Source organism: Peptoniphilus rhinitidis 1-13 (assembly GCF_000246925.1).
GTDB classification, from domain to species: Bacteria; Bacillota; Clostridia; order Tissierellales; family Peptoniphilaceae; genus Peptoniphilus_A; species Peptoniphilus_A lacydonensis.
Window position 1 is genome coordinate 39,767 of the sequence record NZ_BAEW01000006.1, and the last position, 16,373, is coordinate 56,139.

Below are 16,373 nucleotides of genomic sequence, written 5' to 3' on the forward strand. Positions count from 1 at the left end.
AATATATTTGTAAAATTTCTGTTAAATATTACGCACAATAGATGAAATAACTTCTTCCCTCTTCATTTCATTTTTAGGATTAAATTTTTTATTTGAATCCAAATTTAAATAATTTCCACTTATAGATTTGTTGACAGAATCCTTTGCGTAATTAGAAATATTTTTTTCATCCTCTATTTTTATATTTTTACTTTCCCTTAAATTAAATAAATTAGAAATTACAACTGCATAATCTTCTCTTGTCATGTGAGCTTTGGGCAAAAACTTTCCATCACTTTTCCCCTTCATAAGTCCAAGATCATAAGCCATGTTTACATATTTATTGTCAGTATCTGTAAAATGTTTTACAGAACCTTGTGCACTTCTCTTATACTTTGTTTCATAAGTTTTTACAACAATTTCTGCAAGCTCTTCTCTAGTTATTTCTCCCTTTGCATTTGAAAAAGTATCTTTAGATAAAATCTTTAAATTTTGTGCCTTTAAAAGATCTTCATAAGCCCAAGAACTATAATTTCTAAATACAGTTGCCTTTCCCAAATGAAGTGGACCTGTAAAATTAGAATTATTATCTCCCTTTGCAAATCTAAGTCTAAAACTATATCCGCTTGAAGGTCCAACTAAATTATCAAGTTCACTTTGAGAAATGGAGATATACTTCTTATTATTCTTTTCTGATATATTTTTTATTATTTTTGATTTTTTATTTGAATTTACTACGCTTGTAACTTCGACTTCTATTTGATCATTTTTATTTGCATTTTTAACTTCAAAAGTATAATTTTCCTTTTCTTTTATAGCACTCACATTTAATGGCATTGCAATTTCTTTTGATGCAAAAACACTAAAAGGTAGCATAATTAAAACTATTATAAATATAAATATTTTTTTCATTTTTCACCTCGAGGATTAATAATAACAAAAATCCTTGGAAAAATCTTTAAATTTTATAATTTGTAATAATTTTGTAATCTTTATATTCCCAGATCTCTCATTAATTTTTCTTTTTCAAAATTATTTTTCATTTCTTCATCAATTCTCTTTTTTAAATCCATTGCAACTTTTTTCTTTATATCTTCAGGTAAATTTTTTAGAGCAAAGGGGTAGACAACTTCATTTTCTTTCTCTGCGTGGTTTCGAAGAAGAGTGACATAACTCATCGCACTTGTTATTATATAAAGTTTATTCTTTTCACAACTATATCTTTTAAAATCATCTAAACTCTTCTCAAGTTCTGTCACATAATTTCTAGCCATTTGATGTTCCACAAGCATTCCACCACGCACAACTTTTTCCGCAACTGGTCCCAGATTTTCTAGCATCGCTTTAAATAAAATGTCCTCTTCCTTTTTATGATGTCTTCCGTCTGCATAATTTCTTATAAAAACTATTGCCTTATTAAAAAATTCTTCATCCACATTTCCATTTAAAACTTCAATACATTTTTCTTCCATTTTGTCACAAAAACTAAGTATCTCTTCATGTTCTTTTTCCAAATAATCGATTTCATTTTTTAAAATTTTCATTTTATCACCTACCTAATGACGTAATCTCCATTAATGTTTTCGAAGTTTAATTTTGAATCAACCAAACTTCCTTTAATGAATTCATCGCGAAGTGTCCAATAAATTTCTGGATCAACAAATTTTTGCCAAATTTCTTTGTGCACATCGCTTATTACCCTAAAAATTAATTCATCCTCATCATCTTTAATTATCGTAAGAGCGTGGTCGCAAGGCATTCCATCTAAAAATTTAGAAGTAATAAATTGAAAAACTTCCATGGGGAAATTCCCTGCGTCATAATTTTTCCCAAATTCAAAATATCTTTTCTTTAATTCTTCTAGATCAAAGTCTTTAAGTAGAATTGAAACAGCTTTCGCCAGTCTATTTTCACTTCTATTTACTCTATCATTTAACCAGCCGTGAATGTTGTTTTCATCAATAATATTTTTTAAATCTCCTTTTTCAATAGGAAAATCATTATCAAGTTCTTCCAAAATGTTTTCTTTGTCCTTTGATAAATCTAATAAATAATCTAAAATTTCTTCTTGAAAAATGATTTTATTATACATCATATAGTGTATATGTCCTAAAAATAAACTCATCTTATCCCTCTTTTCTAATAAAATAATAACATTTAGAACAAAAAAATAATGTGACATTTATCACATAATAAAAAATATATTAAAAAAAGCGAGACCTGAGTCTCACTTTCACTTTGTTATTCTGCTTCTGCAATAATTTCTTTGCCTGCATAGTGTCCACAATTAGAACAAACTCTATGAGGTAATTTCATTTCATGGCAGTTAGGACATTCAACTACTGTCGCTTTATTTAATCTGTAAGAAGATGCTCTTCTCTTATTCTTTCTTTGTTTTGACGTTTTTCTCTTTGGTACGGCCATTTTTACACCTCCTCATCTTTAAATAAATCTAATAACTTTCCAAATCTTGGATCTATTTCCTCTTCATTAAGACTATGATCATGCACCTTACAATTACATGGTCCCTCATTTAAATTTTTGCCACATCGTGGACAAAGACCCTTGCAATCTTCACTACACAAATTTTTTCCACCAATAGATGTAATTATTTGGGAGAAAATAATTTCGGAAAGATCTATTGAATCTTCTTCAACTTTAAAATACTCATCTACTGAATCTCTATCATATAAACTTGTATCCTTAAAATTGTAACCCTTGTAATTAGTCTTTTTTTCATTAATAAAAGGTGAAAGACATCTGTCACAAGTTGTCTTAAATTTGTAGGAAATATTTAGACAAAGTTCTAACTCCCCTGTCAAATCATGAATATATCCATTGTACTCTACGGGATAAATGAGATTTAGATCTTCTAAATTTAAATCTGTATCATTATCAGTTAAATTTCCTTCAAAATCTAATCTAACATCGTTAGACGACAAAAAAGAGCTTAGATCTAATTTCATATACTCACCTCAAAAATACATACAAATAATTATAACTTTCAAAAAAGAAATTGTCAATAGAATATTAAAATTTATGCGTTGACAAGTTCCTTAGTATCTCTTGCAATCATAAGCTCTTCATTAGTTGGAATAACAAGAACTTTAATAGAAGAATCGTCAGAAGAAATAAGTTTGTCTTCTCCTCTTACATTATTTCTTTCTGGATCAATTTTAATTCCAAGAGAAGATAAGCCATTTACAATTGATTCTCTCATTTCAACTGAGTTTTCACCAACACCTGCTGTGAATACAATACCGTCTACATGGTCAAGTTCTGTCATGTATGATCCAATATATCCGCGAACCCTTTTTTCAAAAATATCAAGTGCAAGCTTTGCTCTTTCATTTCCTTCATCTCTTGCAGTTTCAATATCTCTAAAGTCACTTGATACTCCAGAAATTCCAAGAACCCCAGATTTTTTATTCATAAGTGTATTTAATTCTTCAGCAGAAAGATTTTCTTTTTCCATTAAAAATGGAAGAATAGCTGGATCTAAATCTCCACATCTAGTTCCCATTGCAAGTCCTTCAAGTGGTGTGAATCCCATTGATGTATCAATTGACTTACCATTTTTAACTGCACAAATACTTGAACCATTCCCAAGGTGACAAGTAATTAAATTAACTTCATTTACATCTTTTCCAAGCATTTCTGCTGCCCTATTTGTGATGTATTTGTGGCTAGTTCCATGGAAACCAAATCTTCTAATTTTATATTTTTCATAATATTCGTAAGGAAGTGCATAGATATAGCTTTCGCGAGGCATAGTTTGATGGAAAGCTGTATCAAATACTGCAACTTGTTTAACATTTGGAAGAAGTCTTTGACAAGCTTTAATTCCCATAATATTCGGTGGATTGTGAAGAGGAGCTATCTCAACATTATCTTCTATTCCTTTTAAAACTTTTTCATCTATAATTACAGACTTAGCGAAATCTTCGCCGCCGTGAACTACTCTGTGACCCACTGCGTCAATTTCATCAAGAGATTTAATTGCACCATATTCTTCATTAGTTAAAGATTCCATAACAAGTTCCAATGCTCTTTTGTGATCTTGCATTGCTGTTTCAATAGTTTTCTTTTCCTTTCCTATTGTTTCATGCTTAATTCTTGAACCTTCAATCCCAATTCTTTCAACTAGACCCTTTGCCATCAATTCTTCAGTTTCCATATCAATAAGTTGATATTTTAAAGAAGACGATCCGCAATTAATTACTAATATCTTCATATTTCCTCCTCATATTTTTTTTATTTATTAAATATAGTATAATATCTAATAATAATATTATAACAGATGAAGATTTTAGTCAATAATTGGAGTTTTAAAATATGAAAATTGCTTCTATAATAGCGGAATACAATCCCTTTCACAATGGTCACGCATACCAAATACAAAAAATCAAAAATGAATACAGCGACTATATAGTAGTTATAATGAGCGGAAACTTTGTACAAAGAGGAGAACCTGCAATTATAAATAAATATGAAAGAGCTAAAATTGCAGTGGATAATGGTGCGAGCATTGTTCTAGAAAATCCTGTAATTTATTCCACATCAAATGCAGAAATATTTGCTCGTGGTGGAATTAATATTTTAAACTCCATGAGAATTGTTAATAGACTTTACTTTGGAAGCGAAGATAATTTTAAAACTCTAGAAAAATTGCAAAATAAAATAGATGAAAACTTTGACGACGGAAAAATTAAAAATTTTCTACATAAAGGTAATTCTTACATTAAATCTCGCGAACTTGCTATGGATTTTTTAACTTTTGAAGAAAAAGAAATTTTAAAGAAACCAAATAATATTTTGGGTCTTGAATATATAAAAAATCTAAAAAAATTAAATTCAAGTATAGAGCCACATTCAATTCCAAGAAAAAGTGTAAATCACGATGATAATTTTTCTTATGAAGATTTTGCCTCTGCATCTTTTATAAGAAATAGAATTTATAAAGGTATAAATGTAGAAAAGTTTATCCCAAATTATAAAATAATTCCAGAAAACAATTTAGAAAATTACTTTGAAATTTTTAAATACAAAATCATTTCAGAAAAAATAAATTTTTTAGATTACTTTGACTATGAAGTTGGACTAGAAAACAGAATTTTAGAAAATTTAGATGCCAAAAACTTTGAAGATTTTATAGAAAAAGTTTATTCCAAAAGGCATAGTCGCTCGAGAATAAAAAGACTTTTATTAGAAATTTTATTAGATATAAAAAAAGATTTGATAAAAAAATCCTTTGAGTATCCCTATACAAGAGTGCTTGCTTGCGATAAAAATGGCATAGAAATTTTAAAAAAATCACAAAATATAAATAAAATTTATTCTCTTAAAAAATACTACGAGAATTCAGATGGAATAATAAAAGAGATGCTTGAAAAAGAAATATATGCAAGTAATTTATATAATATAAAAAAAGGAAAAATAAAAACAGATTTTGCTACAAAAGTTTACAAAAAATAAAACACCGGAAAAATATCCAGTGTTTAAATCTTAATTTTATTTTCTGTTTATTCTTAAGAAAGATGGGATTTTAAGTTCTCCATTATCATCTTCATCTTCAGAAAGATTTGATTCAATGGGCGATTTTGCATTTGATTCAACCTTATTTTCCTTTTTATCTTTTTTGTCATCTTTATATTGATCAAACTCAGTTGCAATAACTGTTATCTTAACTTCATCCTTAAGGGATTCATCAATTCCAGCACCAAATATAATATTTGCATCTTCAGATACACAATCTCTAATTAAATCAGCTGCTTCATTAACTTCAAATATACCAAGATCGGAACCTGCAGTAATATTAAGTAAAACTGATTTTGCCCCTTGTATAGATGTTTCTAATAGAGGAGAATTTATTGCAAGTTTTGCTGCTTCAGTAGCTCTCTCATCTCCAGATGCACGACCAATACCCATATGTGCAACGCCTTTGTCGTACATAATAGTTTTCACGTCTGCAAAGTCTAAGTTTATTAAATTTGGTACAGAAATTAAATCTGAAATACCTTGAATACCTTGTTTTAAAATATCGTCTGCCATTTCAAATGCTTGTGAGAAGCTAGTTTTTTTATCTGCAATACTTAAAAGTCTGTCATTTGGAATTATAACTAATGTATCAACTTTTCCTTTTAGAGCATTTATACCTGATTCAGCAGATTTTGCTCTCTTTCTTCCTTCAAATGTAAATGGTTTTGTAACAACACCAACAGTTAAAAGGCCCAATTCTTTTGCAACATCTGCAATAACAGGAGCTGCACCGGTACCAGTACCTCCGCCCATTCCTGCAGTAATAAATACCATGTCTGCACCTTCAAGGGCTTCCCTAATTTCATCAATTGACTCTTCTGCTGCTTGTTCTCCAACTTCTGGATTTGCACCTGCACCAAGTCCCTTAGTTATTTTTTCGCCAAGTTGCACTTTTGTTTCAGCAAGTGAATTTTTAAGTGCTTGTTTATCAGTATTAAATACTAAAAATTCAACGCCCTTAACACCAGCGTCAATCATTCTATTTACAGCATTGTTTCCGCCGCCACCAACGCCAACTACTTTAATTTTGGCAAATTCATCTTGGTCCATATCGAATTCCAACATAAACATCCTCCTCGTATACTAATTAATTAATTTTATATTCATTACTCTTATTTTATAGAAAGTCTGGCAATTAGTCAATATATAAAGGTCAATTGCTAATCTTTATTTATAATGTATCAATTTTTTTCTACTTCTCTATAAGATTTATCTTTTTCTTCTTTTTTACTTTTATTATCTTCTTCTCCATCTGTTATTAAAATTGGACTATCTCCTTTTTCCATTTGAATTAGAATTGCATTCTTATTTGTCTTCTTAATATCGTCTAAAATTAAAGAAAGCATTTTTAATTTATAAGAAGTGTTACTATATGATCCAAACTCAACTTTTATGCCTTCAACTGTTGTGAAAGTCGCTATTGAATCTAAAAGTTCTATATCTCTGATATTGCCGTGAAGAGAATATTCTTCACTTCTAAGTTCCATTAAAAGATCTCTTTTTTCTTTATCTTCTTTATTACTTAAAATATAACTTCCTGGCTCAGAATTTTCCACATTAAATCCCATTAAATTCACCAGATTCTCTTCTTTTTTATCTAATTTAGCAATTATCCTAAAATTTTCATCCACTATTAAATATTCATTCGATTCAATTTGGTAATAAGCCGTTCTCTCACTTACAACAACCTTCACTCTCCCAGTTATATTGTAAGATATTTTTGCATCCTTTATGTAAGGAATTGATTTTATTTTTTTCAATCTTTCTCTTTTAGATATATAAAAATATTTATTTCCTTTTTTTAGGCCTGAAACTTTCTTTATTGTATCAGCACTAACTACTTTATTACCTTCAACTACAACATTTTTTATACTAAAAATGTTAGAATTCTTGATAGCAAACACTAATAAAAAAATGAAGGAAAAAAATATAAAAAATCTACTAAAAATTTTAAAATATTTCTTCTTTTTATTCAATTTTCTTTTTTTCTTTTCCGACTTTTTCATAAAATCACTTTAAAATTATTTTAATAATAAATCAACTATCTTTGAAACTGCATCTGGGCTTGCCAGTTTCTTAGAATTTTCTGCCATAATCGACCTATCTTCATTGTTCTCTAAAATTTTATTTATATTTGATAGCAAAATTTCACCATTTAAATTTTCTTCTTCTATTACTACACTTGCACCCATATTGCTATAACTCTTTGCATTAAAATACTGATGATTTCCAGCCGTATATGCTTTTGGAATTAATAAGGATGCAATTCCTATCGCAGAAATTTCTGCCAAGGTCATAGCAGAAGATGATGCAATTACAAGATCTGCACTTGACAAATAGTCATAAACTTTGTGAGTATAATCAAGTATCTCTACATTTTCTGGAACCTTTTCGACTTTTCTCATAAAATATTCATAGTGTTCTCTTCCAGTTACATGAGTTAACCTAAAGGGCAACTTTTCATTTTTATTTAAAATCTCTATTATTGCATCATTTGTGGATTCTTGACCTCCACTGCCTCCAAAAGAAAAGACAAATTTTTCTTTAGTATTTATATTTAATGATTTTCTAGATTCTTCTCTATCAACATGAGAAAAAATATCTCTAACAGGATTTCCTGTAAATATTATATTTTCATTATCTAAATACTTCTTTGCTTCCATAAAATTTATAAAGACAAAATCAGCCTTTTTTGCCAAAATTTTATTTGTCTTTCCAGGATAAGCATTTTGCTCTTGAATCACTGTTTTTATCTTTTTTTGTTGTGCTTTAAATACAATAGGACCACATACATATCCACCAGTGCCTATTACAATATCTGGCTTAAATTTGTCTAGAATTTTTGTGCATTGGTTTAAACCCTTCATTAAATTAAAAAAAGTTATAACTGTGTCTTTATTTAATTTTTTCCTTGGAAGTCCTGATACGTCTATTCCTTCAAAATCAAAATTATATTTCTTTGCAAGTTCTTCTTCTAAAGAATCTTTTTTGCCAACATATAAAATTTGTGCTCTTTTATCTTTCTTTTTTATTTCTTCACCAATTGCCAGTGCTGGATAAATATGTCCTCCAGTCCCACCACCAGATAAAATATATTTCATGCTATGCCTTCTTTCGAAATTTTAAGTAAAATCGCCGTAGATGCAATTGCCATTACTAGTGCAGTACCTCCATAAGATATAAAAGGAAGTGTAATTCCTGTTACTGGAAGTAATTTTGCACAAACGCCCATATTAAAAAATGACTGTATTCCTATATAAGTCGTAAGGCCAATTGCAGTAAATTTATCAAAATAATTGTTTGTTTTAAATGCAATCATGTATCCTCTATAAATATAAGTCACAAAAAGTATTATAATTACTAAAACACCAAAAAAGCCAAATTCTTCTGCTATTACAGAAAAAATAAAATCTGTATACGCTTCTGGTAAATTTGTGTATTTTTGTCTTGACCTAAAAAGCCCAACTCCAGAGTACCCTCCAAGAGCTATCGCATAAAGAGATTGTCTGGCTTGATAAAGATCTGCAGACTGATAATCTGTAGATTCTGATACAAAGCCAAAAATTCTATTTAGTCTAAATTTATTTTCTGGATCCTTTAATACAATCCAAATAAGAATTACACCAAGTAAAACTAAAAATAAAAACTGTTTCTTATTGATTCCTGCGGCAAGAAGTATTGCAAATAAAGAAACTCCAATTACTACTGCAGTTGAAAAGTCCTTTATCATTATAGGTCCAACTGAAATACCCATAATAGCAACAGCAGTCAAAAAAGTTTTAGGATTTTTTAGTGTATAAACATTTCTGGACAAATACTTTGAAAAATAAATTATAGAAGAAATTTTTAAAATATCTGAAGGTTGAAAATTAATGCCAATACCTGGAATTCTAATCCATCTAACCTGTCCATTTCTGTGAACCCCAAGACTAGTCCATAATAATAGAATTAAAACTATACTCATCCAAAATATCCACGAAATATTCTTATATATTACAGCTCTTGGAACTTTTAAAATAAAAAATAAAATGAATACACCAAGGATTAGAAAAACTCCCTGTCTTATTAAGTAATAAAAACTATTTAAATTATCTTTTTTGGCAGCGGGAAAGGATGCAGATGTAACAGCAATAAGTCCAATGATTATTAAGAAAATCATACTTATTAAAAGAACTAAATCAACACCCTTTATTTCCCTTCTAAATTTCATCTATACCAACTCTCTAACTAAATCTTTGAAATGTCTTCCTCTCACTTCGTAATCTCTATACATATCCCAGGATGCACATGCAGGTGAAAGAAGCACGTCTTCCCCATTTTCTGCAATCTTATTTGCAAGCTCAACAGCTTTACCTAAATCCCTTACTATATAAAATTCCACGCCGAATTTTTTACACGATTTTGAAAATTTCTCTGCAGTTTCTCCAAACAAAATTACATCTTTTAATTTGTTTTTTGATTTTTCTACAAGGTCATCAAAATTTGCGCCTTTATCATAACCACCTGCAATTAAAATTACGTCGCCTTCCATAGCAGCTACTGCAACTTCAGTTGAATCTGGATTAGTCCCCTTTGAATCATTATAATATTTTACTCCAGCAACTTCTCTTACAAACTCAATTCTATGCTCTACACCTGTAAAGGACTTAATGCTATTTATTATAATTTCGTCATCAATATTTAAAAGTCTAGCTACTATTATTGCAGCCATAATATTTTTTATATTATGTTCTCCTAAAATCTTTATTTGATTAGTATCTACTATCTCGTAGACTCTATTGCCATCATTAAAATATATCTTTCCATTTTCAACATAGGCGCCCTTTTCGTCAATTTTTTCCATAGAAAAATAATATTTTTGGCTCTTTATATTATAACTTTCTGCAAGTTTTTTGTCTTCGTAATTTAAGATTGCATAGTCAAATTCATCTTGATTTGCAAAAATTTTAAATTTTGCATCTACATAATTTTCTACACTTTTATGCCAATCTAAATGATCACTTGTCACATAAGTTAATACTCCTATATGAGGCTTAAAAGTTTCTGTATCGTCAAGCTGAAAAGATGATGCTTCAATTACTACATAATCTTTTTCCTTTGCTTCTTCAGTTATTTCTAAAATCCCAAGTCCAATATTTCCTACTACATAAGTATTTCCCACTCTTCTTAAAATATCACCAATAACTGTAGTAGTTGTAGTTTTCCCATTCGTACCTGTAACTGATACAATATTTTTAGTTTTTAAATTTCTATAACTAAGTTCAATATCTGAAATTATTTCAATGTTTTTTTTGCGTGCATTAACTAGAATTTCATGATCTGGATAAATACCAGGACTTTTTATTATTAAGTCAATTTTTTCCAAATCCTCTTCTTTAAATATTATGAAATCTTCATCAATGTTTAAATTCTCAAGTTTTACATTCCCATCATAAATATAAATTTTACATGGATAGTTTTTCAAAAATTTTAGAGCTGCTCTTCCAGTTACTCCAAAACCCATAATCAATATATTTTTATTTTCTAACATATTTATCACCTAAAATAAAATCAAATATGAAATTACACAAAGTATAATTTCAATTACACAAAATACTGCAACTATTTTTGTTTCATGCCATCCCTTTTGTTCATAGTGATGATGAAGTGGTGCCATTAAAAAAACTCTTTTTTCCCTTGTCTTGAAACTCACAACTTGGATAATAACTGAGAGAGTTTCTATAAAATAAATCCCACCTGCAATTGGCAAAATTAGTGGCACATTTAAAAGAAGCGCAATAGCAGAAATTGCTCCACCAAGAGCTAATGACCCTGTGTCCCCCATAAAAACTTTTGCTGGATATTTATTAAAAACTAAAAATCCAAGTAAAGAAGCTGCAAGAGTCATCGAAAAAATTGCAATTTCTGGTTTATTTAACTTATTTGCACATATAACAAAAAAGAGTAGACAAATAATAGTCACACTAGATGACAGTCCATCAAGACCATCCGTTAAATTTACAGAATTTACAGTTCCAACTATTACAAAAATAATAAAAGGAATATAAAAAATACCAAAAGAACGGTAATCTTTTAAAAATGGAATATATACATCTGTGACCATGTTTTTAGAATTGTATTGATAGATAATTAATACTACAGCAACAATTATTTGTAAAATTAACTTCTGATATGCACGCAGACCTAAATTTCTCTTTTTCACAACCTTAATATAATCATCAATAAATCCAACTGCACCAAAGGCAAAAGTTGAAAAAATTATCATAAAAACAGAAACTTTTAAATTTTTTATTAGAAAAGTTGTAATAAGTGTGGAAGACAAAAATATTATCCCTCCAATTGTAGGAGTTCCACTTTTTATCAAATGACTCTGTGGCCCGTCTTCTCTTATACTTTGTCCTGCATTAAGTCTTTTCAAAATTGGAATTAAAATTTTTCCAAATATTAATGAAAAAATTAATCCCAATAATATATTAATTAAATAATCCATCTCTACTCCATTATTTTAATTTTTTGTACTATTTTTTATTTTATTTCTTCTAGAATTTTCTTTTTTATTTATTTTATTAGTATTATTTTCTTCTGAATTTTTATTTACTTCTTCTAATTTATTATTAGCGTCAAATCTATCTTCATCACTTTTAGAATAATTAATTATGACACTTTTATCACCAATTATTTTAGAACCAGCACTAGGACTTTGTGATATAAAGTCGCCATTTCCTTTGATATTATACTCTATATTCATAGAATTTAAAATAGATATACTTTCTTTTCTAGTCTTTTTACTTAGGTCTGGCATAATTAACATCCCACTATCTTTATCATTTACTGCAAGATCAATAATTGTATCTGATAACACAGATGAACCAGCTGAAGGACTTTGATTTATTACAACAGAATAGTTTTCCACATTTTCTGAATTAGTATTAAATTTTAATCCTTCCTTTAACAAAATTTTGCCAGCATCTTCCAAAAGAAGACCTTCAACATTTGGAACTGAAACATAGTTTTCTTTTTCATCAACTTCTTCAGTTTTTGGAATTTTCATATAATTTAATGACTTTTCTAAAATTTCTTGAACTATTGGAGCAGCTACTGCTCCCCCAAGTATTCCTCCCTTAGGATTATTCACCACAACTAAGACAGTAAGTCTTGGATCATTTAAAGGGGCAACACCTACAAAGGAAGAGTTGTAAGCTTCAATATAACCTGTTGGCGTTGCAATGTTTGCTGTACCTGACTTTCCACCAACTTGATATCCCGGAACTTGTGCAAGTTTTCCTGTCCCACTTTCCACAACTCGTTTCATCATATGTTTCATCTTATCAGAAGTTTCTTCAGATATTACCCTTCTTTTAAGCTCAGTTCTCTTTTTTTCTATTACATTTCCATTAGAATCTACTATTTCTTTTATTAAAGTTGGCTTGTTTAGATATCCTCCATTAGAAATTGCACTGACAGCATTTACAAGTTGAATCGGAGAAACAGCAATAGAATGACCATAAGACATTGTTGCAAGTTTGACTCTATTTATTTCTTCGCTTGAACTTGGAATGATTCCTGTCGATTCGCCATAAAGTTCTATTCCAGTCTTTTGACCAAACCCAAAAGCTTTTATATATCTTAAAAATTCTTCTTTCCCAAGATTTTGACCAACTTGTACAAGCGTCATATTGCAAGACTCCTCAATTGCTTTTGCAAGAGTTTTACTACCTCTAGTTACACTAGTACAGGTTAATTTTCTATCTCCAACTTTCATTGTTCCAGCACACGTATATTGAGAATCAGGTTGAGAAGTATTTTGCTCAATAGCAGCAGCTGCTGTTATAAGTTTAAATGTAGAGCCTGGTTCATATTGATCATTTACATTAAAATCTCTCCAATTAGAATACAAGACTTCCATTTTTTCGTCATTATCTAACTTATCCCACTCTTCTTCTTGTTTATCATTTATGGGAGATTTTGGATTATTTAAATTATAATCATCTTTTGTAGTCATTGCCAAAATTTCGCCAGTCATTGTATCTTGAACTATTACAGAAACTTTATCTGCATCATGTTCTTTTTTTGCATTGATAGCCGCAGTTTCTGCAAATTGTTGAATATTTGAATCAATAGAAAGAACAATAGAATAACCTTCCTTTGGTGCATAAGTTTCTTCATCTGTAAGTGGAATTTTGTTTGAAGCATTGTCTTTTAAAGAAACATTTTTACCAGATATCCCTGTCAGTTCCTCATCATAGCTTGCTTCAATTCCATATTGTCCAACATTTTCATCATTTGTAAAACCAATTACATAAGAAGCAAGATTGTTAAAAGGATAAAGCCTTCTAGTAACATCATCTATGGAAAGAGCGTAGAGATTATTTTTTCTGTTTTCCTTTTTACTTTTATTTTCTTCAATAATTTTTGTTCTCAACTCTTTAAGTTTATTGGCCTTATTTCTATCTACATTAGTAGCTAATCTAACTACCTTATCACCCTTCATCTTGTCTTTTATTTCATCATAATCAATTTCTATTACATCTGAAATAATCTTGGCATCTTCACTATATAACTTTTCCTTTCTCTTTTCGAACTCTTTATCACTTTCTTTTTTATTTTGTTTTAAATAATCCATGTTATAAAAAACATTGCACTTAGTTATATTAATTGCCATTTCTTTTTTATTTCTGTCATAAATTATACCTCTATTAGAATTTATGACTTCAGTTCTTGTGAGCTGATTTAATGCAGAAATAGTTAACTCTTCCGATTGAACTATTTGAATGTACAAAAGTTTTCCCACTAATATTACAAATAAAAAAGCTAGAAAGATAAAAAATATAAATATGAATTTATTGGCATTTTGATTTCGCCCTTTAAATCCACTTTTGATCTTTCTATCTCTAGCTTTATTTTTATCATTTTTCAATTATATCCTCCTAATCTCTTGTAAAAGATCTGAGAACAGAAACAATAGGACTCAAAAACACATTATAATTAATATCCTTTCGATTCTCCTCTTCTCCAGAATCAATATAAACAATTTGATCTTCAGAAGGATAGACCATACCAAGTTTATACATAGCCTCTTCAGCAATTTGAGAAGAAGATTTTACGGCTTTAATTTCTCCTACAAGAGTCGTCTTAGTTTTATTTAATTCTTCAATTTCATTTTTTTGACTTAAAATTTCCCTATCAAGGCCCGCAATTTGTGAATACAAAATTAAAATAGAGATTAAAATAATTACTACAATTGTCACAGTAAAAATAAACGGCTTATTATTTAAAAGTTTAGTCTTATATCTATTATAACTTTTATTTGAAATTTTAGTTAATCTTTTTGCCATTTCACACCTCTATTTTTTCGGCAACTCTAAGTTTCGCTGAATGCGACCTATTATTTTCACAAAGTTCTCTATCACTTGCAGTAATAGGCTTTCTTGTAATTATCTTTATTTCTCTTTTCTTGTCACAAGTACAAATTGGTGAACTAGGTGGACATATACAATCCTTTTCTAAATATTTAAAAGAATTTTTTACAATTCTATCCTCTAGCGAATGAAAAGTTATTATTGCAATTCTTCCACCAGGATTTAATTTTTTTACAAATTTTTCAATAGAATTTTCTAAAACATCAAGTTCTTTATTGACTTCAATCCTAAGTGCTTGAAAAGTTCTCTTAGCAGGATGATGCCCATTCCTTCTCGCTCCAATTGGTATCGCTTTTTTTATAATTTCAACAAGCTCAAATGTCGTGTCTATATCTTTTACTTTTCTATCTTCCACAATAAATTTCGCAATTCGAGAAGCCCACTTTTCTTCTCCATAATCTTTAATAATTTTAGTTATTTCACTTTCACTATATGTATTTACAATATCTCTTGCAGAAATATCTAAATTTTGATCCATTCTCATGTCAAGTGGTGCATCAAATCTATAAGAAAAACCTCTCTGTGGATTATCAAATTGATAGGAAGAAACTCCAATATCTAAAAGAATTCCATCTACTTTTTCTATCCCAAGTTCATCTAATGCTTTTTCAAAATCAACATAATTCAAATTAAAAAATTTAACATTTTCAAACTGAGAAAGTTTGCTTTTGGCAGCATCGAGAGCTTCCTTATCTTGATCTATTCCAATTAAAAGACCTGTCCCTTTTAATTTTTTTAAAATTTCAAAGCTATGTCCTGCTCCGCCTAAAGTTCCATCAATATAAATTTTTCCTTCTCTTACATTTAGTTCTTCAATTGTTTCCTCTAAAAGAACACTCTTATGTTCAAAATCCATCATATTCCCAACTCCGACATTTTTTCTGCAAGTTCCTCATAAGAAAGTGCTTCTTCTTCATTGTATTTGTTCCAATTTTCTTCAGACCAAATTTCACAGCGATTTGAAAGACCAATTATCACACATTTATCTTCAAGAGAAGCATATTCCCTTAAATTTTCAGCTATCAATACTCTTCCTTGTTTATCTAAAACACAATCAACTGCACCAGAGAAAAATGTTCTCACAAAAGACCTAACGGCTCTATTTGTCATAGGAAGTTCTTTTAATTTATTTTCAATCTTTTCCCACTGTTCCTTTGGATATAAAAATAGACAGTCATCTAGACCTTTAGTCATCACAAAAACTGAAAGATCTTCTCTAAACTTTGATGGAATTGTAATTCTTCCCTTGGGATCTAAATTGTGTTTGAACTCCCCTATCAACATTTTATTCTCCACTTTATTCCATTTATATTAATTTTTGAACCACTTTGCTCCACTTAAGTTAATTTTACTACATAAACATTTCTTCTTCTAGTATTTTAACTAGTTTTTAAAAAATAGGACTATGGGCCTTATTTTTTAATTTGCATGAAACAG

The 16,373-nt window shown here is 29.2% G+C and carries 17 protein-coding genes; 1 reads left to right on the forward strand and 16 read right to left on the reverse strand.

Annotation, left to right across the window (positions count from 1 at the left end; translation table 11 throughout):
* Positions 1-21: 21 nt before the first annotated feature.
* The 6 genes from RH95_RS05235 to RH95_RS05260 all read right to left on the reverse strand — a co-directional run bounded on the left by RH95_RS05235 (position 22) and on the right by RH95_RS05260 (position 4,213).
* Positions 22-891 (reverse strand): S-layer homology domain-containing protein, encoded by an 870-nt coding sequence (locus RH95_RS05235; protein WP_010245499.1) that lies wholly within the window; start codon positions 889-891, stop codon positions 22-24.
* A gap of 80 nt (positions 892-971) precedes the next feature.
* Positions 972-1,523 carry a hemerythrin domain-containing protein gene (locus RH95_RS05240; RefSeq protein WP_010245502.1) on the reverse strand — a complete coding sequence of 184 codons (552 nt, stop codon included), beginning with the start codon at positions 1,521-1,523 and terminating at the stop codon, positions 972-974.
* Positions 1,524-1,531: 8 nt separating this feature from the next.
* Complete coding sequence (locus RH95_RS05245) at positions 1,532-2,104, reverse strand: hypothetical protein (RefSeq protein WP_010245505.1); 573 nt, start codon at positions 2,102-2,104, stop codon at positions 1,532-1,534.
* A 116-nt stretch (positions 2,105-2,220) separates the two neighbouring features.
* Positions 2,221-2,403: a 50S ribosomal protein L32 gene (rpmF, locus tag RH95_RS05250; protein ID WP_010245509.1), complete on the reverse strand. Its 183-nt coding sequence runs from the start codon at positions 2,401-2,403 to the stop codon at positions 2,221-2,223.
* A gap of 2 nt (positions 2,404-2,405) precedes the next feature.
* A complete protein-coding gene (locus RH95_RS05255) occupies positions 2,406-2,945 on the reverse strand; it encodes a YceD family protein (protein WP_010245512.1) in 540 nt (179 codons plus the stop codon).
* 71 nt (positions 2,946-3,016) lie between these two features.
* Positions 3,017-4,213 (reverse strand): acetate kinase, encoded by a 1,197-nt coding sequence (locus tag RH95_RS05260; RefSeq protein WP_010245517.1) that lies wholly within the window; start codon positions 4,211-4,213, stop codon positions 3,017-3,019.
* 101 nt (positions 4,214-4,314) lie between these two features.
* Here RH95_RS05260 and RH95_RS05265 point away from each other — a divergent pair, with 101 nt between their 5' ends.
* Positions 4,315-5,454, forward strand: coding sequence for a tRNA(Met) cytidine acetate ligase (locus RH95_RS05265; protein ID WP_010245520.1), 1,140 nt, complete (start codon positions 4,315-4,317; stop codon positions 5,452-5,454).
* Positions 5,455-5,490: 36 nt separating this feature from the next.
* Here RH95_RS05265 and ftsZ read toward each other — a convergent pair whose 3' ends face one another.
* The 10 genes from ftsZ to mraZ form a co-directional block, all read right to left on the reverse strand.
* Entirely contained in the window at positions 5,491-6,582 is a 1,092-nt protein-coding gene (ftsZ, locus tag RH95_RS05270) for a cell division protein FtsZ (protein WP_010245523.1), read from the reverse strand.
* Between the two features lie 116 nt (positions 6,583-6,698).
* The gene (locus RH95_RS05275; protein WP_010245526.1) at positions 6,699-7,523 is read right to left on the reverse strand and encodes a cell division protein FtsQ/DivIB; all 825 of its coding nucleotides are present in this window, start codon (positions 7,521-7,523) and stop codon (positions 6,699-6,701) included.
* A gap of 15 nt (positions 7,524-7,538) precedes the next feature.
* Entirely contained in the window at positions 7,539-8,618 is a 1,080-nt protein-coding gene (murG, locus tag RH95_RS05280) for an undecaprenyldiphospho-muramoylpentapeptide beta-N-acetylglucosaminyltransferase (RefSeq protein WP_010245529.1), read from the reverse strand.
* Positions 8,615-9,727: an FtsW/RodA/SpoVE family cell cycle protein gene (locus tag RH95_RS05285; RefSeq protein ID WP_010245532.1), complete on the reverse strand. Its 1,113-nt coding sequence runs from the start codon at positions 9,725-9,727 to the stop codon at positions 8,615-8,617. The genes murG and RH95_RS05285 overlap by 4 nt, the downstream gene beginning before the upstream one ends.
* A complete protein-coding gene (gene murD / locus RH95_RS05290; protein WP_010245535.1) occupies positions 9,728-11,047 on the reverse strand; it encodes a UDP-N-acetylmuramoyl-L-alanine--D-glutamate ligase in 1,320 nt (439 codons plus the stop codon).
* Positions 11,048-11,056: 9 nt separating this feature from the next.
* Positions 11,057-12,007, reverse strand: a complete 951-nt coding sequence (mraY, locus tag RH95_RS05295; protein ID WP_010245538.1) for a phospho-N-acetylmuramoyl-pentapeptide-transferase — start codon at positions 12,005-12,007, stop codon at positions 11,057-11,059.
* Positions 12,008-12,022: 15 nt separating this feature from the next.
* Positions 12,023-14,434, reverse strand: a complete 2,412-nt coding sequence (locus RH95_RS05300; RefSeq protein WP_010245541.1) for a penicillin-binding transpeptidase domain-containing protein — start codon at positions 14,432-14,434, stop codon at positions 12,023-12,025.
* 10 nt (positions 14,435-14,444) lie between these two features.
* Positions 14,445-14,852 (reverse strand): septum formation initiator family protein, encoded by a 408-nt coding sequence (locus RH95_RS05305; RefSeq protein WP_010245544.1) that lies wholly within the window; start codon positions 14,850-14,852, stop codon positions 14,445-14,447.
* Between the two features lies 1 nt (position 14,853).
* Entirely contained in the window at positions 14,854-15,792 is a 939-nt protein-coding gene (gene rsmH, locus RH95_RS05310; protein WP_010245547.1) for a 16S rRNA (cytosine(1402)-N(4))-methyltransferase RsmH, read from the reverse strand.
* Positions 15,792-16,220, reverse strand: coding sequence for a division/cell wall cluster transcriptional repressor MraZ (gene mraZ, locus RH95_RS05315; protein ID WP_010245549.1), 429 nt, complete (start codon positions 16,218-16,220; stop codon positions 15,792-15,794). Before mraZ ends, rsmH begins: the two co-directional genes overlap by 1 nt.
* Positions 16,221-16,373 lie beyond the last annotated feature (153 nt).